Annotated in this window: 18 protein-coding genes; 6 read left to right on the plus strand and 12 right to left on the minus strand. The window is 36.0% G+C overall.

Annotated features, from left to right (window positions below):
- Window positions 1-3: 3 nt before the first annotated feature.
- Window positions 4-723, minus strand: a complete 720-nt coding sequence (locus GKR88_00170; GenBank protein ID QMU62839.1) for a MotA/TolQ/ExbB proton channel family protein — start codon at window positions 721-723, stop codon at window positions 4-6.
- A 253-nt stretch (window positions 724-976) separates the two neighbouring features.
- Complete coding sequence (locus tag GKR88_00175; protein QMU62840.1) at window positions 977-2,011, minus strand: type I asparaginase; 1,035 nt, start codon at window positions 2,009-2,011, stop codon at window positions 977-979.
- 94 nt (window positions 2,012-2,105) lie between these two features.
- Between GKR88_00175 and GKR88_00180 the strand changes: the two genes are divergently transcribed.
- Together GKR88_00180 and GKR88_00185 are read left to right on the plus strand one after the other, a co-directional pair.
- Entirely contained in the window at window positions 2,106-2,804 is a 699-nt protein-coding gene (locus tag GKR88_00180; GenBank protein ID QMU66595.1) for a hypothetical protein, read from the plus strand.
- Window positions 2,805-3,355: 551 nt separating this feature from the next.
- On the plus strand, window positions 3,356-4,351 hold the full coding sequence (locus GKR88_00185) for a hypothetical protein (protein QMU62841.1): 996 nt from the start codon (window positions 3,356-3,358) through the stop codon (window positions 4,349-4,351).
- Window positions 4,352-4,533: 182 nt separating this feature from the next.
- Here GKR88_00185 and GKR88_00190 read toward each other — a convergent pair whose 3' ends face one another.
- Window positions 4,534-5,457 (minus strand): LD-carboxypeptidase, encoded by a 924-nt coding sequence (locus tag GKR88_00190; protein QMU66596.1) that lies wholly within the window; start codon window positions 5,455-5,457, stop codon window positions 4,534-4,536.
- Window positions 5,458-5,621: 164 nt separating this feature from the next.
- Between GKR88_00190 and metG the strand changes: the two genes are divergently transcribed.
- The gene (metG, locus tag GKR88_00195; protein ID QMU62842.1) at window positions 5,622-7,712 is read left to right on the plus strand and encodes a methionine--tRNA ligase; all 2,091 of its coding nucleotides are present in this window, start codon (window positions 5,622-5,624) and stop codon (window positions 7,710-7,712) included.
- A gap of 1,046 nt (window positions 7,713-8,758) precedes the next feature.
- Here metG and GKR88_00200 read toward each other — a convergent pair.
- The 9 genes from GKR88_00200 to GKR88_00240 form a co-directional block, all read right to left on the minus strand.
- Window positions 8,759-8,917, minus strand: coding sequence for a hypothetical protein (locus tag GKR88_00200; GenBank protein ID QMU62843.1), 159 nt, complete (start codon window positions 8,915-8,917; stop codon window positions 8,759-8,761).
- Between the two features lie 404 nt (window positions 8,918-9,321).
- Window positions 9,322-10,317, minus strand: a complete 996-nt coding sequence (locus GKR88_00205) for a transposase (protein ID QMU62844.1) — start codon at window positions 10,315-10,317, stop codon at window positions 9,322-9,324.
- Between the two features lie 381 nt (window positions 10,318-10,698).
- Window positions 10,699-11,004 (minus strand): hypothetical protein, encoded by a 306-nt coding sequence (locus tag GKR88_00210; GenBank protein ID QMU62845.1) that lies wholly within the window; start codon window positions 11,002-11,004, stop codon window positions 10,699-10,701.
- A 430-nt stretch (window positions 11,005-11,434) separates the two neighbouring features.
- The gene (gene dusB / locus GKR88_00215; protein ID QMU62846.1) at window positions 11,435-12,439 is read right to left on the minus strand and encodes a tRNA dihydrouridine synthase DusB; all 1,005 of its coding nucleotides are present in this window, start codon (window positions 12,437-12,439) and stop codon (window positions 11,435-11,437) included.
- A gap of 127 nt (window positions 12,440-12,566) precedes the next feature.
- A complete protein-coding gene (locus GKR88_00220; GenBank protein ID QMU66597.1) occupies window positions 12,567-13,436 on the minus strand; it encodes a hypothetical protein in 870 nt (289 codons plus the stop codon).
- On the minus strand, window positions 13,436-13,825 hold the full coding sequence (locus tag GKR88_00225) for a hypothetical protein (protein QMU62847.1): 390 nt from the start codon (window positions 13,823-13,825) through the stop codon (window positions 13,436-13,438). The genes GKR88_00220 and GKR88_00225 overlap by 1 nt, the downstream gene beginning before the upstream one ends.
- Window positions 13,803-14,342 carry a YceI family protein gene (locus GKR88_00230; GenBank protein ID QMU62848.1) on the minus strand — a complete coding sequence of 180 codons (540 nt, stop codon included), beginning with the start codon at window positions 14,340-14,342 and terminating at the stop codon, window positions 13,803-13,805. Before GKR88_00230 ends, GKR88_00225 begins: the two co-directional genes overlap by 23 nt.
- Window positions 14,343-14,346: 4 nt before the next feature.
- Window positions 14,347-14,691: a cytochrome c gene (locus tag GKR88_00235; protein ID QMU62849.1), complete on the minus strand. Its 345-nt coding sequence runs from the start codon at window positions 14,689-14,691 to the stop codon at window positions 14,347-14,349.
- Window positions 14,692-14,741: 50 nt separating this feature from the next.
- Window positions 14,742-15,968: a DUF4910 domain-containing protein gene (locus tag GKR88_00240; GenBank protein ID QMU62850.1), complete on the minus strand. Its 1,227-nt coding sequence runs from the start codon at window positions 15,966-15,968 to the stop codon at window positions 14,742-14,744.
- A gap of 166 nt (window positions 15,969-16,134) precedes the next feature.
- On the opposite strand from GKR88_00240, the gene GKR88_00245 reads away from it, so the two are divergent.
- The 3 genes from GKR88_00245 (at window position 16,135) to GKR88_00255 (ending at window position 19,541) form a co-directional block, all read left to right on the plus strand.
- Entirely contained in the window at window positions 16,135-17,238 is a 1,104-nt protein-coding gene (locus GKR88_00245) for a hypothetical protein (GenBank protein QMU62851.1), read from the plus strand.
- A gap of 190 nt (window positions 17,239-17,428) precedes the next feature.
- On the plus strand, window positions 17,429-19,225 hold the full coding sequence (gene lepA / locus GKR88_00250; GenBank protein QMU66598.1) for an elongation factor 4: 1,797 nt from the start codon (window positions 17,429-17,431) through the stop codon (window positions 19,223-19,225).
- Entirely contained in the window at window positions 19,218-19,541 is a 324-nt protein-coding gene (locus GKR88_00255) for a hypothetical protein (protein QMU62852.1), read from the plus strand. The genes lepA and GKR88_00255 overlap by 8 nt, the downstream gene beginning before the upstream one ends.
- Window positions 19,542-19,549: the final 8 nt, after the last annotated feature.

The raw sequence follows: 19,549 nt of genomic DNA on the forward strand, positions 1-19,549 counted from the left end.
TGTTTATTTTTTGTATTTAACCAATAAATCAACCAGTTTGATAGACGCATCTTCCATATTATTTACAATGCTGTCTATTTTTGATACGATATAATTGTAGAAAATCTGTAATATGATGGCCACAATCAAACCAAATACCGTAGTTAATAAAGCTATTTTAATTCCTCCTGCTACTAATCCCGGAGAAATATCATTTGCTACTGCAATTTTATCAAAAGCATCAATCATACCAATTACGGTTCCCATGAATCCAAGCATGGGTGCCAGCGCAATAAATAATGATAACCAGGAAATGTTTTTCTCCAATAACCCCATCTGTACGCCTCCGTAGCCTACCACTGCTTTTTCTGCCGTCTCAATACCTTCATCTACTCTGTCCAGGCCCTGATAAAAAATAGACGCCACAGGACCTTTTGTATTTCTGCAAACCTCTTTTGCGGCCTCTACACCACCGGAGCTTAATGCATTATCTACATCTGCTACCAGTTTATTCGTATTCGTAGTAGCCATGTTTAAGTAAATAATTCTTTCTATAGCAATCGCCAGGCCTAGTATAAGAGCTAATAATACAATGCCCATAAAACGCGGATCACCCTCTATAAAACGTTGTTTTAATTCTTGGTGAAACGTTTTGGTTGCTTCAGTCTCTTGCGCAAAAGTGGATTGAACAGCTCCAAAAAACATACACCCTGTTACGGTTAGGATATTTACTACTTTTTTCATCTTTGTTATAATTAATTTTTAATAGTTAACAGGTTAAATATAATATTTTACTACATAAATTAAAAAATAGCCTTTGCCGAATATCATTTTAACAGCAACAGGCTCCGTTCTTTAATTAAGAACGGCAAGTAACAAAAAAATGTTGAGCCTGTAAAACAAAAAATAAGGTATTTTTAATCGCATTGGTAAAAACCGTACTACACCTTAGCTTCCAATTATTTTTAACTTGTTTGCTTTATCAAAATATAACTCTTTAATTTTCAGATATTTCTCCTCTTAGAGAAGTTGTGAAATACTTGTGAAAACCGTTTTTACTCAATGATTCCCCTAACAAGTACATTAGTTTTGCTACGGCGGATTCTGTTGTGATATCTTTACCATCTATTACCCCGATTCTTTTTAATGCCGTACTTGTTTCATAGTGTCCCATCAACACACTTCCTCCGTTACATTGTGTTACATTTACAATATGTATGCCATTTTTTATTGCACTTTCCAGAGCATCAATGAACCAATTGCAGGTTGGGGCATTGCCGGCTCCGTAGGATTCTAAAACAACACCTTTTAAATTTTGAATCGTTAAAATACCGGAGACGACTTGTTCTGTAATTCCGGGAAAAATTTTAAGTATGGCTATATGAGTGTCTAATTGCTTTCTAACTATTAAGTTGCGGCTAAGATCATGCACTTTTAACAGGTATTCTTCATTGAATGTCAGATGCACTCCACTTCTGGCCAATTCGGGATAATTGGGCGAGGAAAAAGCACTGAATTGCTCTGCATTGATTTTTGAAGTTCTGTTGGCCCGGTATAACTTATATTCAAAATACAAACACACTTCGTTTAGTATCGGGCGTCCGTTTTTTTGGGCAGCAGCAATTTCAATGGAAGTAATCAGGTTTTCTTTTGCATCGGTCCTTAAATCTCCTATGGGCAATTGAGAACCTGTAAATATCACAGGCTTTGTTAAGTGCTCTAACATAAAACTAATAGCAGAAGAAGTATACGACATGGTATCTGATCCTGTTAACACAACAAAACCGTCATAAGTATAATGTCGTTCTATGATTTCTGCAATCTTGATATAATACGCAATATTCATATTAGAAGAATCTATAGGTTCCTCAAATGAAATCGTATCAATAGTACAATGAACTTGCTTTAGTTCGGGGATTTTCTCTAAGATCCGGTCAAAGTTAAATGCCTTTAATGCCCCGGACACGTCATCTTTGACCATACCAATGGTACCTCCCGCATATACCAGTAAAATATTAGATTTGTTTGCCATTTTGACATGTAAATACTAAAATGGAACAGTTTATGCTGTAAATGTATCAAACAAAAATGAGTTCTAAAACAGTAATTTTAAAATAGAAGTTATGATAATGGAATTTTATATCCTCATTGGGATCATTGCATTGGCAAGTTGGTTAGTCAGCAATACCCTAAAAAGTAAATTCAAAACATATTCGAAAATTCATTTACGAAATGGAATGAGCGGAGCGGAGATTGCAGAGAAAATGCTCGCAGACCATGGCATTAGAGATGTGAAAGTGATTTCTACTCCGGGAAGGCTAACAGATCATTACAACCCAAGAAATAAAACAGTAAACTTGAGTGAAGCCGTATATCATCAGCGCAATGCTGCCGCAGCGGCAGTTGCTACGCACGAAGTAGGGCATGCAGTACAGCATGCACAGGCCTATGAATGGCTAACGATGCGCTCTCAATTGGTACCCGTAGTTACTATTTCTTCCAGATTTTCTCAATGGCTGGTTATCGGAGGCTTGGTTTTGGGTGCTGCTTCGGGTACTACCGGAATCGGTTTTACTATTGCCATTATCGGTTTGGTGATGATGGGGATAGCAACACTGTTTAGTTTTATTACGCTTCCTGTGGAATACGATGCGAGTAACAGGGCCTTGGCATGGCTAAAAAACAAGAATATCGTATCGCAACAAGAATATGCAGGGTCTAAAGATGCGCTGAAATGGGCCGCGAGAACCTACCTGGTAGCAGCTTTAGGTTCTTTGGCAATGTTACTCTATTGGGGTTTGCAGATATTAGGGAGTAGAGATTGACGATACGGTTGGAAAGTTTCAAAGTTGGAAAGTTCTAAAAGTAAAATGTTTACCATTCTTTTTTAAGTATGGCCAAATCGGTATAAAATACGATCATTTAAAAATCTATTGACTCCGGAGTCAAGAAAATAAACTATTTCTGAACTCATTTTAAACTTCTGATTTTCGCTTAAGCCCAAAAAGATTAAATGAGTTCTCTATTAAAATTGGGTTGAAATGTTCTTTTAAGGATCATTCTTCTTTTGAATGTTAAAAAGAAAAAATATCCAAGAGCTCCGAGCACAAAAACTATTCCAATCCAAATATATGTATCACGCTTATACTTGAATTTTAATGATCTTAATTCAAATAAGAAAAAAATAAAAAACAGCGCTCTAAAAAACAGTATCAAAATTTAATTTTTAAGAAATTTAACAAAAAGAATTGCTAAATTTAGATGCAAAAATAATAATATCAATCACGAATTGACAATAGTCACTTCGGAGAACCGGCAAAGTTAGGCTATTCAACGGTAAAGATGATATTTTTTGAAAGACATTTAAACAAGAGCAATGAAAGATAATAATTTTGTATTTGCTGATGTATCGGCGTATGATTTAAAAGCTGCTACTTATTTCTACACTCAGGTTTTTGATTGGAGCTATACCCATTCGGGCGATCATTATTTTATAGCAAAATATAAAAACAAAGAAGTAAGCGGTTTGTATGAAACTCCGCAAAAATTCAAAGATCTGAATATGCCATCTTTCTGGATGTCTTATATACAGGTAGCAAAAATAGATGATACGATAAAAAAAGCGAAAGCATTAGGTGGCATTGTAGAGTTGGTAGATAAAAACCAATCTATTGGTAAAATTGCGCTTATCCGTGATCCTCTAGGAGCCGGATTTACCATTTATGAAGGATCCCTTCTCAATTCCAGATATGAAAATGAGCAACATACATTGGTTTGGAATGAGCTGTTTATTTCAGATTTTTCCAAAATAAAATCTTTTTATGAAGGAATATTTAATTGGACATTTCAAAAAACAAAAAACAATCGGTACTTAATCCATAATACCAGGCATAATACTATTGGTGCCATTCAGGAATTGAGCGATGATATAAAGGGTAAAAAAGAATATTGGAGTGTGTTTTTTGGCGTTAAAAATCCTTCGGAAACCAAAGCAAAGGCCCTAAAAAATGAAGGCAAACTTATCTATGAAGATACAAACACAACTGTTTTAGCAGACCCTTTGGGTGCATTTTTTCATATTGTTCCAATAAACAAACATTCGTTTATGAAAAATAAGAACTCCATATTTTACATGTTACAAACTAGTAAGTGGAAAGCTATTTTGGGATTACTACTCATTGCACTATATTTAACTACTAATGTGGTATGGATATGGAGTGTTTTTTTTGCTTCCTGGATCATTTCTGATATACGATCCGGGCGCACTCATTTATTTGAGCCGTTGTCGAGGAAAGACACTCCGTTTTTATACTGGGCTGTGCTTACTATATGGGCATTGCTGGGGGCATATAGTATTGTCTATTATGCGTAGACAACAGGTTAAAGTTAAAAAGTTCCAAGTTGTTAAAATGTTGACTTTTACACTTTTCAACTTTCTAACTTTCAACTGTATTTTTAAGTCAGAAATGGTATAACACTGAACTCATTTAAACTTTTTGGATTTAAGCGAAAATTAGAAGTTTTTAGCAAATTCAAAAAAAATTACGTGAGTTTCTATTCTTCAAAGCTAAGGATAGATAGTTTATCAGCTTCTACATATAGCCTTACATTCCGGCCAAGAATTAAAGCATTGTTGTCAGGCTCATGTCCGGCAGGAAACCCAAACAATACGGGAAAATCATATTCCGAAACCGTCTCTAAAATTAGTTCTTCAACGGTACTCCCCCATGTCGGATTATTCTTTTTTATCTCGCTCATATCGCCTACAATCAATCCATTACATTTACTAAAATATCCAGCTCTTTTCAGACTTTGCAACATCCTGTCCACATGATATTTGTATTCTCCTATCTCTTCAATAAATAAAATGGCACTTTTAGTATTCATAGCACTTTCAGAGCCTAGCATAGCTGTTAGTAAGGTAAGATTTCCACCTGTCAAACGCCCTTTGGCAACTCCTTTTCTATTGTATTTGGAAGGAGGAATTTTATACTTTTCTAACGAACCAAACAGCACTTTTTTTAAGGTGGCGATACTCTTTTTGATAGCAAGAGTATCAAACCGAAAATCTACCGGCATCATTCCATGAATGGTCTCTATTCCCAAATGGTTAATATGATTGTGCAATACCGTAACATCCGAATATCCGATGATCCATTTAGGATGCTTTTTAAAAGTGGTAAAATCCAACCGGTCTATAATGCGTATACTTCCATATCCGCCTCTGGCAATCCAGATTGCTTTTATATTCGGATTGTCCAAAGCTTTTTGAAGGTCAGCAGTTCTCTCTTCATCTGTTCCGGCAAAATGATGATTTTGTTTAAAAACATGTGTGCCGATAACAACCTGCAAGCCCCAACTTTCGGCTGTGTTCTTTGCTGCTTCAATACACATCTTTTTGTTTGTTAATACTCCCGCAGGAGCAACAATAGCTATACTATCACCCTTCTTCAGGTAAGGAGGTGTTTGAAATTTCATGGTTTTAAAAGTAACATCTTTTTCCGATTGACCCAATATAGAAAGATCGGAAAATAACAGGAAGCATATGATAATGCCTGCATTATAAAGCCTACACATACATTTTTCCTGTAAAAATACGAATACCGTTTAAATTGATTAATTTTACCCTCTAAAAATTTTCAATGCCAAAAAGATATACCATCACTGCTGCCTTACCTTATGCAAACGGGTCTATTCATATTGGTCATTTGGCGGGAGTTTATATTCCTGCAGACATCTATGCTCGTTTTTTACGGTTAACAGGAAATGAGGTTGCATACATATGCGGGAGCGACGAGCACGGAGTAGCCATACCGATGCGCGCAAAAAAAGAAGGAGTAAGCCCACAGAATATTATAAATAAATATCACAAGATCATTAAACAATCTTTTGCCGATTTTGGAATTTCTTTTGATCATTATTCCAGGACATCTTCGGCAATACATCATCAAACCGCTTCGGATTTTTTTGTCAATCTACGTAAAAAAGAAGTATTTACAGAGGCAATAACAGCTCAATTATATGATGCCGGAGCCCATCAATTTTTAGCAGACAGGTTTGTGACAGGCACTTGCCCCAAGTGTGGTTTTGAAGAAAGTTATGGAGATCAGTGTGAAAATTGCGGAACAAGTCATAATGCAACGGATATCATTAACCCAAGGTCGGCTATTACCGGAAATATTCCTACCGTCAAAGAAACAAAGCATTGGTTTTTACCTCTGGACAAGTATGAAGGATTTTTGTGCCAATGGATTTTGGAAGGTCATAAAAAAGACTGGAAACCAAATGTATACGGGCAGGTAAAATCGTGGATCGAAGATGGGTTAAAACCCAGAGCTGTAACCCGAGATTTGGATTGGGGAATTCCTGTTCCCGTTAAAAATACCACAGGAAAAGTGTTGTATGTTTGGTTTGATGCACCCATAGGGTATATCTCTGCTACCAAAGAGTGGGCAGCAAAAGAAGGAAAGAATTGGGAAGACTATTGGAAAAACCCGGAAACCCGATTAGTTCATTTTATAGGGAAAGACAATATTGTATTTCATTGTATTATTTTTCCGAGCATGCTAGAAGCTCATGGCGGTTATATCCTGCCTGACAATGTGCCGGCAAATGAATTTTTAAACCTGGAAGGCAGCAAATTGTCCACTTCTAAAAATTGGGCGGTTTGGCTACATGAGTATTTGGAAGATTTCTCCGGGCAGCAAGATGTCTTGCGCTATGTACTCACGGCGAATGCCCCGGAGAGTAAAGACAATGATTTTACGTGGAAAGACTTTCAGGCAAGAAATAACAATGAACTGGTGGCTATTTTCGGGAATTTTATCAATCGGGTTGTAGTACTGACTAACAAGTATTATCATGGTAGTATTCCAACACCCGGAGATTTTTCCGAAGCCGATAAAGATGCACTGGCTTCCTTAAAAAAGTTTCCTCATATCATAGCAAAATCCATAACACGTTATCGCTTTAGGGAGGCGAGTCAGGAATTTATGAATTTGGCACGGTTAGGGAACAAATATCTGGCAGATGAAGAACCGTGGAAAGTGATCAAGGAAAACGAACAACGCGTACAAACCATTATGTACACGGCATTGCAAATTGCAGTGAGTTTAGCCGTATTATCCGAACCTTTTTTACCGTTTACTTCTGCTAAGTTAAAAACGATGCTGAATATGGCTACTTCCGATGTAGCTGATAATGATATGGAACCGTCTGTAAACCCCGTTTTAAAATGGGAGGATATTTCCGAAAAAGAGATGTTACTGCCCGCGGGACATCAAATAGGAAAAGCAGCACTGTTGTTTTCTAAAATTGAAGATAAAACCATACAGGCTCAGTTAGAAAAATTAAAAGCTACAAAAATAGCCAATGCGCAAAACGCTAAAGATGTTGTACCTCAAAAAGAGACCATTGCATTTGATGATTTTGCCAAACTGGATATAAGAACAGGTACGGTTTTAGAAGCAAAAAAAATAGCCAAAACCAAAAAATTGCTTCAACTAAAAGTAGCTATAGGTATTGATGTGAGAACCATTGTTTCGGGAATTGCAGAAAGTTTTGCCCCGGAAGATATCGTAGGGCAGCAAGTTATCGTATTAACTAATTTAGCACCCAGAAACATACGAGGTATAGAAAGCCGCGGCATGATTTTAACGGCTGCTGCCTCTGACGGAGCACTGTCATTTGTGGCCCCCGGACAGCAAGTATCTGACGGGCAGCAGATATGTTAAATTGCTGAGGCCTTTAGTGTAAAACCCGAAGAAAATTTTCTTCGGGCGTCGAACTTTTTTGTCAAATCAATTTTGCAAAGGTCTCATATATTTAATAATGAGATTCCCAGTTTTGCTTTCCAAAGGCTATTTGTATCTAAGTTAAAAGAATAAGTTGCCGAAAAGTCTAATTTATGATAGGGTAATAAACTGTTTGCATTTATTCTTTCATAATTGATTTGGTTATCATCATTCAGCCCTGTTGCTTTTGTATAAGGGACTCCGCTTCTGAAATTCCATTCTAAAGAAAAATCGTAATTTCCTGCTTTTAAGTTATGAGACCAAAAATGCTGTGTGTAATAGCCGTATTTGAAGGGAAAGGCGTTCCATCATTTATCTCCGTAAAAGTAAACTCGTTGTTATTATAACTATAACTCAACCACGACATGTAACGGTTCCATCTTTTTTGAACTAAAAAATCAACTCCTTTAATGGTATTGGAGCCTTCGGAAAAACATTATTTACTGTCTGAAAACCTCTGTTAACAGACGTTAAACCCATTACTTTTTCCTGATAAAAATCAATGTCTATCAACCAACGGTTTTTCTTAAAAATAAACCCTGCTGTAAATTGTTCACTTCTCAGAATAGGTACATCATCGTTTACGGCAAGCGCCCAAACCTGATTTTCAAGCCTAAATCTTCTGTGAAAAATTCCAGCAATTGACTCATATTCTGTTGTTTATAATTTAAGGACACTTTTAACTGGGTTCCGGGAATCATCAACAGTTGCATATGTAATCTTGGGATAATAAAGAACTTATCCGTAAGCGTAAAATAATTACTCCTCAGCCCTGCTTGCAGTGATAATGTATTGTTATTATAAAGGAATTCACTGAAAAAAGCATGTTATATTAGATTCCCTTAACATAAAATCTTCTTGAGGTACCACCTGGTCTCCTATACTGAAAAGATAAAAAACAGTGTTATTGTAAAACTGGTAGCCAAAATTATAATTTGAAGTGCTGCTTTTCTTATAGTTAACAGTAGTTTGAAAATGTATCTCTTTTATCTGGTTTTGTTTGTCTGATTGTTTGCCATATTTTGTATTACATCAAACTGATAATTTAAGTCGTATTCTGAAAAATAAACAACAGTTTCCTGTGCTATTTTATGACTCCAGTTTTTCAACCATTTTACATGAATACCTTTATTTACAATACCCAAAATGTCTCCGGAGTTATAGCTGTTATCATTAAATCCAAATGAATAATCTAATTTGTTTTTTGTAAAGAGCTGACTGATAATGATTTTGTCTTTATGAGTAGGTTGGTATATGAGTTTGCTATTGATATCTACGAAGAAAAAATCGTTTTTATCTGAAAAAAAATCATTATCTGATTGCTGCTCGTTTGTAGCTATGATGGTATTTTGAAAAACTTTTCCGGAGAGCTTGTTTAAATGTATTTGTACTAAAAATATCCGTGAAAGATCTTCTTACTGAAAATGACAAGCTGAGATTTTTACGAAGCTTTGTTTTTAAAAACATATCCGCATGTATCATATTAAAACCAAACCCTCCGTATTCTATGATAAAAACAAGTAAAAGTTGAGATATTATTTTTACTAATTTATGCAGCAAATTTAAAAGTATCTACATAGGGTGTTTGTCGTTTGACAACGGCAAACACTCTTGCTATTAATTTGTTTCTAATAATGTTAACGGTACTCATTTTACTTTTGCCTTGTTTTATTCTTTTATGATAGTATAATTTCATTTCTGGGTTATGTTGTATAGCAGAAATAGCGCACATATTAATAATTGCTTTCAATTTTTTATTAGCCAAATGAGAGACTTTTGTACGTCCTTTAATACTAGTTCCAGATTGGTAAGGAAAAGGAGCAACACCACAATAAGAGGCAAACTTTCTCCAGTTTTCAAATTTTGAAAAATTGTCAGTAAACACAATCATCATTATAGCAGTTTGCATTCCTATACCTTTAACACTAGTAACAAGTTTATAGGTTTCTTTTAACATTATATTTTGGTCAATAATAGCTTGCATTTGAGTATTAATCTTGTGTATTTGTTTGGTTAGTTCTGCAATCATTTTTTGTTGAACGTCAAAGATTATTTTATACTCTTTTGCTTTATAAATTCTTTTTTGTTCTTTCAAAGTAACTTTAAAACCAGCTCTTTGTTTGTTAAGTTTTGTCCTTAAAGATAAGAGACTTTTTAGTTGTAATATACTTCTTTTAGGTAGCTTACTGGGTTTAAGTTCTTCTTTTAATCGATACCCATATAGAGCAATGCGTTTGGCATCAATTTGGTCATCCTTTCCACGAGCAATACCAATAGATCTTTTAATTTCTAAACCAGAAGCTATGAAAAAAGATAATTTTTGTTCAGTTAAAGACACAGATAATAAATGAGAGTACATTCCTGTATGTTCAAATACAAACATGGTTTCTTCTTTAGAGAAAGACGAATTTTTAAAACTCCACTTTAGCATTAATTTAAATCCAGATTTACTGTTCTCAAACTGTTGAACAATTTGTTTAGAATAGATACAAACATCAATTAATAATTTACTGACATCGATTCCGATAATTTCATTTGTTTTCATAATTTTGTAATTAGATATTAATAATAGTTACTTAAACTAAGACCTTTAATAAGGGCAGAAACTGAAATTCTATATGGTTCTAAGTAACTTTTAAAAAGAACGGAGACTAATACGGGGGATGGCTCTAAAAAGCTAGCTGGCCGCTAAAGTTCACTCCGTTCTTTTGTGTTTTTGGTTATCAACAAAATAAGAGTTATTAACAAAGAAAAAAAGAAGCAAAAAAAGAAATTTCATCATAACTATTATGTTTTTATTTTAAGTAATTATTTCTATTTGCTAATCTAAAGGCTGGTTTTTATATCGACAACTCCGGAAATATGATTTCCGTATTTTGTTCCCGACCCGCTTCTAAAAACTTTAATTTTATCGGTTATATAGGGATTAAATGCAGAAATGAGTCCAAAAAAAATGTGCTGAGTTGCAGATTCTAATACCATCAAAAAGAATTAGGTTTTGGTCCGGCGTTCCTCTGCGAATATGCAGGCCGGACACTGTTTCATTCGGACTTTTTATTCCCGGTAAAAGCTGGATGTTTTGCAACATATCCGGTTCTGTTAAGCCCGGTAAAATGCCTAAACTTTTAAGCGAAATAATAACAGCCCCTTTTTTTTCTTTTGCAATTCCGTTTATTAAATAGTTGATAATCAGTATTTCATTCAAAGAAACCTTGTACTCTTCCGAATACACCTTTTTTACACGGTTTTTTCAACAACTCTTTTGCTAAAATAATGTTGGTTTTATAGCCAACAAATGACAAGCTAATGGTATCGCTTATCGAAACAGGCTTCAATTCGAAATATCCTTAGTTTTATAAACGACTCCCGGACAAAATCTTCTGCCAAACTTTTATCATCACACTTATAGTACATAAAATTGAGAAGTGTTTCAGAGTGTTCTTCAAACACTTTTCAAAAACATCGGGCTCGCATATAGATCGGGTCTTCTTCATCTATAATAAACTTACCAAAAAAATTAAAACATATATCAGGTATTTTTTATTCTGTTTTCCCAAATAATTTGAAAAACATTTCCGGATTATAAAATAATGAACTTGTTTAAGCTTTTTCAATTTGTTAAAAGATGACTGTTTTCTGCACTGTTATCGCAATACTATACCTCAGCTACTAATTTCAGGAATCAGAGTATTTCCAAACCGCTCCTCAACTTCATCAAACGTTGCAAATACATCTCTTGGGTCGTCAAAAGTAACCATTTTTAATCGGTACTCTTTAAAATGCGGAATCCCTCTAAAGTAGTTTGCATAATGCCTTCGGGTTTCCACCACACCCAAATGTATTCCTTTCCAATCAATGGCCATTTGTAAATGCCGTCTTGCCACTGCTGTTCTGTCTGCTATAGAGGGTTTCGCCAAATGTGCCCTCGTAGTAAAGAAATGCTTCACCTCGTTAAAAAACCAGGGATATCCAATAGATGCTCTTCCAATCATAGCGCCGTCCAGTTCATATACATCTCGCATTTCCAATGCTTTTTCCGGAGAAATAACATCTCCGTTTCCAAAGACAGGGATGTGCATCCTGGGATTGTTTTTTACTGCTGCAATCGGGCGCCAATCTGCATTGCCTTTATACATTTGCGCTCTTGTTCTGCCATGAATGGCAATGGCCTTGCAACCCACATCTTGCAGGCGCTCTGCCACTTCCACAATTTTAATAGAATTGTGATCCCAACCCAAGCGGGTCTTTACAGTGATGGGAATACGAGTATGCTTTACCATAGCTTCGGTAAGTGAAACCATTAAATCAATATTCTTTAAAATCCCTGCACCCGCACCTTTGGAAACTACTTTTTTTACGGGGCATCCGAAATTGATATCAATCATATCCGGACGGGTTTTTTCTACTATTTCCACAGAACGCAGCATGGAGTCTAAATTAGCCCCAAAAATCTGAATTCCAACAGGCCGTTCTTTTCCATAGATGTCTAATTTCATCACACTTTTTGAGGCATTTCGGATCAGGCCTTCCGAAGATATAAATTCAGTATATACCACATCCGCTCCGTTTTCCTTACACAAAGCACGAAAAGGAGGATCGCTGACATCTTCCATTGGAGCTAACAACAGTGGGAAATCAGGTAATTCTATATGGCCTATTTTTACCATACTGCAAATTTATATTATTTTAATGCCAAAAAGAAATCACCTAAAAGTACTAAAGTCCGAAAGTATTATGGAGTTAGCTTAACTTTTCTGATCTATCAACCAACACAAAACCTCAATCTATCTATGGTTAGAAAACTCTTACAATATTAAATCCAAAAAACACATTCCCCTTAGACCAGTCTCCCTCGGCATTACTCATAAAGCCTGGTACTGTAGTAGATTGCGCATTTGAAAATAGCAATTGAAAGACATGCCCGCCGGTTTCAATATCTACTCCAATTGTTAAAGGGTTGTTATAGATGGAATTGCTATTCCTACTAAAATTATACGCGTAATCTGCATTTAAGCTGACCCGTTTACTCAGCTTATAACGCCCTCCAAAACCCAGCGCAAACTGGTTGTGATTGGGAGTACCTGTAACTCTTACATCTTGAACATTCTCCCTGATATAAGTGGGTGCAATTTCGAAGGAAAAACTCTTGGAAAAACGTCTGGAGATCAATAATTGGTGCCCAAAACTATACCGATCACTAAATGTGATGTTCGGCAAAGTGTTTTCATTAATTTCCGTATTGATATTTATGCTGTTGTATCCCACAACCGTTACAGGGAATTTTCCCGATTGTCTTGCCAATCTGTATTTGATAGCCCCCGTATACGTTTTTCTTAAAGATTCTCTACTTATACTGAATTGAACTCCTTCCCAAAAACTATATGCAAATTGTATCCTTGTATTTGCGTTATCAAAACCAAAAAAAGTATCAATCCCATTTTGTAAGGTTCCAAATCTGTGAGAAACGTAGAAGTATAAATCTCCTTTAGCCGCAATCTTGGTAGATTGCAAGTTGGCAATTCGCATGGCTTTAAAAGCAGGAGATTCAAAAGATTGGTTTTCAGTAGTAGTATCTAATTCATCTAACAAATCGTCTTGGGCATTGATGTGGGTTCCTAAAAAAAATACCAAAAAAATAACGGCGTATTCTCGTACGGATTTCATTATTCTTGTATTATACATTGATCTAATTTTAATTCTTCTAATAAATCGTCGTATCCTATGATACGTCCTTTAATTTTTATGGTTTGATTATTTTCCAAAGAGTGTAATGTGGCAGCATCTCTAAACTGGCAATAAGTATTTTCATCCAGTGTGATTCCTTTAGCATCTTTTGCTGTGATAACTCCCGATAAAACAACACCTTTATTCTGCCAAATACTGTCATTTTCCTGAATCTTCACAAAAAAATCTTTCGAAGCTCCATTAAAATCTACTTTAAAATCTTCGATGGTCTTATGAGGTTGATAGGCATATTTATACATGCCGAACCCAATGATAAAAATCCCCAACAGTATAAAAAGAAGGATTTTACTTTTTTTGGATAAGTTCATAATTTAAAGTTAAATGAATGGTTTCGGCTATTTTTTTTCTGACAATATTGGGAATTTTAATGTCAAAATCCTGAGGCTTAACAGAGAATGTAGCATTTAAACTTAGTTTTTCATCATTTTTTGAGAATGTTCCTGTAGTTTCAATCTCTTTATTTATTCCTCTGACAGTGAGTGTTCCGATAATTTTAAACTCTTTTTGGCCGGTAAATTCCAAATCAAATTCCTGTATTTTTCCTTTAAAAGTTGCCTTGGGAAATGCATCGGAGTCCATGTAGTTTTCATTAAAATGTTCTTCCATTAGCGCAACTTTGAACCGAAAAGCTTTGATAAAAAGCAATGCGGCTATGTCGCCCGTATCTGCTTTTAATACTACGGAAGTACTTTTATTGGTAGCTTCAACCGGTTCAAAAGCGGCTACAGAGGCTTTTAGTTCCGTGGTTCCGGTCTTTGTATAATATTTTTGTGCATGAACTCCTAAAGCTATAAAGCATGCAATTACGATGATTGTTTTTTTCATGATTTCAGTTTTCTAAATACCCGTCCGTCATCCACCGTGTTATCGCGGCTCTGTTTGTCGAAGACATTAAAGCTGCTGGTGGCATTGGCCTGGTTGCATCATTAATTCTATTGATGAGGTTTCCGCTTTCAGCTGCAGTCCTAACCTGCGTATATGTAGTTAAACTCAAACCGGCATCCGGAGAAGTTGCTCCATGGCAGCTTACACAATTGTTATCAATGATGGTTTTTACACCATTGTTGTATTTTACCATGATAGGTGAAGGAAGTACAGGTGTGTCTTCTATCACAGCCTTAGTACAGCTCGCAAAAAGAGCAAACCCTAAAAAAAGACAAATGTGTTTTTTCATAAAAAATATAATTAGGTTTTCAAATATATAAAAAAATAAGTTCTGCTAAGCTAAAACCGGATGTCCACATCCATGTGTTTCTCACCTCGTTTAACGGTTACTTTTGTTTTATCCCCTTTATCAAAGACAGATAGTGCCTTCATATAGCTCATCATATCTGTTACCACACTATCTCCCAGTTTAATAACAATATCTCCTTTTTTCAAACCTGCTTTTTGTGCCGGTTTTTCTTCGGAAACACCATCAATTCGCATGCCTTTTCCATCAAATAAATAATCCGGAATAACTCCCAGCCCTACTTTAAACCGGGGGACATTATCGCCTTCATTCTTTGTTTTTCTAAAGGCTAATTTCCCCTGAGAGTTTAATTCCGAAATAATATTAAAAATATAATCGGAAATAGCTTCCATCCCTGTATAATTTAATTTCTCCGTGTCATCACTCGGTTTGTGGTAATCTTCATGCTGCCCTGTAAAGAAATGCAATACCGGGATATCGGCCAGATAAAAACTGGTATGATCGCTGGGGCCAACTCCGGATGCTTTTAGAATGAGTTTAAAACGATTGTTATGAGTATGTAACACTTGCTTAAATATTGGAGACGTTCCCGTACCGTATACCGCCAGCGTGCTGTCTTTTTTTAATTTTCCAACCATATCCATATTGATCATAAAACTCACTTTTTGCATATCAACAGTCGGGTTTTTCACGAAATAGTTAGAACCCAGCAACCCCATTTCTTCACCGGAAAAGGCAATAAACAGGTAGTTGTTATTACGGCTCTTTTCTTTCTTTAATTTTCGGGCCAAATCGAGCATTACTGCAACGCCACTTGCATTGTCGTCGGCACCATTATGTACTGCCTTTACAGAATCTCTGTATAAAGAACCATCACCGCCATATCCTAAATGATCATAATGAGCTCCAATTATGACCGTATTATTAGCTTTGTTGTCGATATGCCCGATGACATTGCTTCCCGTAATGGTTCCGTCCTGATTTTTGGTAAATTCCACTTCCGAATGCGGGTCTGTTTTGGGTTTGAAAGAAAATTCCTGATAAAAACGTTGCGTTCCTTTCGGACTTAGTTTCATTTCCCGGAAACGTTCAGCAATATAGTTGGCAGCTTTTCTTTCGCCTTCGGTTCCGGTTTGCCTGCCTTCCAGGGCATCATCAGCCAAAAAGGAAACGTCCTGCTTTAGCTTACTTTTGCCTGTAGTACCAGGTTCGCAGGAGAGCAATATTGGTAAAAAGATAAGCAGGAGCAGATTTCTCATGAGATTAAGTATTATTTTTGCTCAAAAGTACATGAATTTTTTCATTTGAAAATTCACAAAAAACAAATGAAAAAAATTAAGTGGTTACTGAAGTGAAACTAAATTTTGTATTTTTCAATCAAAATTTAGTTTTTTACAGAAGAAATTAGGGATTAAAAACTATCATATGAAATTTAAATTCGTATCCGTACTTCTTATTCTTTTTCTAAGTATCGGATGTAAAAACAAACCTGTAAAAAAAGAAGCAAAAAACGTTAAATTAATTGCAGGGAAAGATTCCTTGATTTTTCCTGAAGAAGTGCATTTTAAAAGTATGCGTCAAATTACTTTTGGCGGAGACAATGCAGAAGCTTACTGGAGTTTTGATGATAAGCAACTCATTTTCCAGTCGAATAATGCCAAATGGGGTGTTGGGTGTGATCAGATGTTTTTAATGAATGTTGATCAGACATTTGACAGTATACAACCACCGATGATTAGTACCGGAAAAGGAAGAACCACCTGTGCTTATTTCTTACCGGATAATGAGCATTTTATATATGCTTCCACACATCTGGAGGATGACAACTGCCCTCCTGCACCACTTCGGAAAAACGGAAGGTATGTATGGCCGATTTATGACAGTTATGACATTTTTGTTTCTGATTTGGAAGGGAATATTGTGAAGCAACTAACTAATGAAAAAGGATACGACGCAGAAGCAACCGTGTCGCCAAAAGGAGATAAAATTGTGTTTACGTCTACCAGAAGCGGTGATTTGGAACTGTACACCATGAATATTGACGGAACAGATGTAAAACAAATTACGGATGAATTAGGATATGACGGCGGAGCCTTCTTTTCACCGGACGGAACAAAGTTAATTTTCCGGTCGTCAAGGCCAAAAACTTCGGAAGAGATAAAAGCGTATAAGGATTTACTGGCCCAAGGATTAGTAGAGCCCACTGAAATGGAATTGTATATCTGCAATGCAGACGGGTCTGATTTACGCCAATTAACGCATTTGGGAAATGCCAATTGGAGTCCGTTTTTTCATCCTTCGGGAGAAAAAATATTGTTCTCTTCTAATTTTGAGGCAGAAAGAGGTTTCCCTTTTAATTTGTATATAATTGATATAGATGGTAAAAATCTGAAAAGAATAACTTACGGAGAAACGTTTAATGCTTTTCCGGTATTTTCTAATGATGGTAAACAACTGGCTTTTTCATCTAACAGGAATAACGGAGGGGGTAGAGATACCAATTTGTTTATTGTGGAGTGGCAGGAGTGATTTATGTCATAATGTACCAATGTGTCAACGTAACAATGCTATAATGTAATAATTTGAGAACGTAGGGATGGATAACAGAGGTGTGATTTTTTCTTTTTAAAAAATGAAGTTGAGTACTTCTTAAAATTTTACTTGACGGCTTTTCAAACTCAAAAAACTATATTTGCAGACGCTAAATTATCATGCAGCAATGAAGAATATTAGAAACTTTTGCATTATCGCACATATCGATCACGGTAAAAGTACACTTGCAGACAGGTTGCTGGATTATACAGGCGCTGTTACGGAAAGAGAAAAGCAGGATCAGTTGCTGGACAATATGGATTTGGAGCGCGAGCGGGGAATCACTATAAAATCGCACGCAATTCAAATGGAATATACCTTTAAAGGCGAAGAATATATTTTAAATTTAATCGATACTCCGGGGCATGTGGATTTCTCTTATGAAGTTTCCCGCTCTATTGCCGCTTGCGAAGGAGCTTTATTAATTGTAGATGCCGCACAGAGCATTCAGGCACAAACCATTTCCAATTTATACCTGGCTTTGGAAAATGATCTGGAGATTATTCCTGTTTTAAACAAGGTAGATTTGCCTTCTGCCAACCCGGAAGAAGTAACAGACGATATTGTGGATTTGTTAGGATGTAATCCGGAAGAGGTGGTACATGCAAGCGGGAAAACGGGTTTTGGAGTAGCTACCATTTTAGAAGCCATTATAGAACGGATTCCCGCACCGGAAGGAGACCCCAACGGGCCCTTACAAGCTTTGATTTTTGACTCCGTATACAATTCTTACAGGGGAATAGAAACCTATTTCAGGGTTTTAAACGGGGAAATCAAAACAGGGCAGCGGATTAAGTTTATGGCTACCAATAAGGAGTATTTTGCGGATGAGGTAGGAACTTTAAAACTCAGTCAGGTTATTAAAAAATCTGTGAAAACGGGAGATGTCGGTTACCTAATTACAGGAATTAAAACGGCAAAAGAGGTAAAAGTGGGAGATACTATAACGGATGCTGTAAATCCGACTACGGAGGTTATTGACGGATTTGAAGATGTAAAACCCATGGTATTTGCCGGAATTTACCCGGTAGATACCGAAGATTATGAAGAGTTGCGTTATTCTATGGAGAAATTGCAATTGAATGACGCATCTTTAGTGTTCTCTCCCGAAAGTTCGGCGGCACTGGGTTTTGGTTTCCGGTGCGGATTTTTAGGAATGCTTCATATGGAAATTATTCAGGAGCGTTTGGAGCGTGAGTTTAACATGACCGTCATTACTACGGTTCCTAATGTTTCTTATCATGCATTCACTAAAAAACATCCAAATGATGTGGTACTGCTAAACAATCCGTCTGATTTACCGGAACCGTCAAAACTAGATAGGGTAGAAGAGCCCTTTATCAAAGCTGCTATTATTACCAAGTCTGATTTTGTAGGACAGGTAATGTCTCTTTGTATAGAAAAAAGAGGGCAAATAACCAATCAAACCTACTTGACTACACAGAGAGTTGAATTGACATTTGAAATGCCTTTAGCCGAAATTGTATTTGATTTTTATGACCGGTTAAAAACCATTTCCAAAGGGTATGCTTCTTTTGATTATCATCCGATAGAAATGAAACCTTCAAAGTTAGTCCGTGTAGATATCCTCTTAAACAGGCAGCCTGTAGATGCGCTCTCTGCACTCTTACATGCGGATAATGCCTATACAGTGGGGAAAAAGATTACTGAAAAACTGAAAGAATTAATTCCAAGGCAACAATTTGATATTCCTATTCAGGCAGCTATCGGGTCAAAAATTATTGCGAGAGAAACCATAAAGGCACTGCGTAAAGATGTAACGGCAAAATGTTATGGTGGCGATATTTCCAGAAAGCGTAAGCTGTTGGAAAAGCAAAAGAAAGGAAAGAAGCGAATGCGCCAGGTGGGAAATGTGGAAATCCCACAAGAGGCATTTATGGCCGTATTGAAGTTGAATGATTGAGTTATACCAAAAAGAATACTATTATGAATTTCGTGAGAGCTTCAATTTAAACAGGTTTAATATTGATTACGAAAAATATTCGGAAAATTGGATTTCAAGATCAGCACAAATCATCTTCTTAAATAAAACTTGTTTTAATGGACTTTTCAGATTCAATTCAAAAGGAGCATTTAATTCACCACGAGGTAAATACAAAAATACAAAAATACTTGACGAGCAAAATCTCTTAAACGTTTCAAAACTTTTAGAAATCGCAACCATAAAAAAAACTGATTTCAAAGAAGTCAAAATGATATTTCAAACGAAAGTTCATTAAACAAAGTC

The organism is Flavobacteriaceae bacterium (assembly GCA_014075215.1).
Taxonomy (GTDB): domain Bacteria; phylum Bacteroidota; class Bacteroidia; order Flavobacteriales; family Flavobacteriaceae; genus Polaribacter.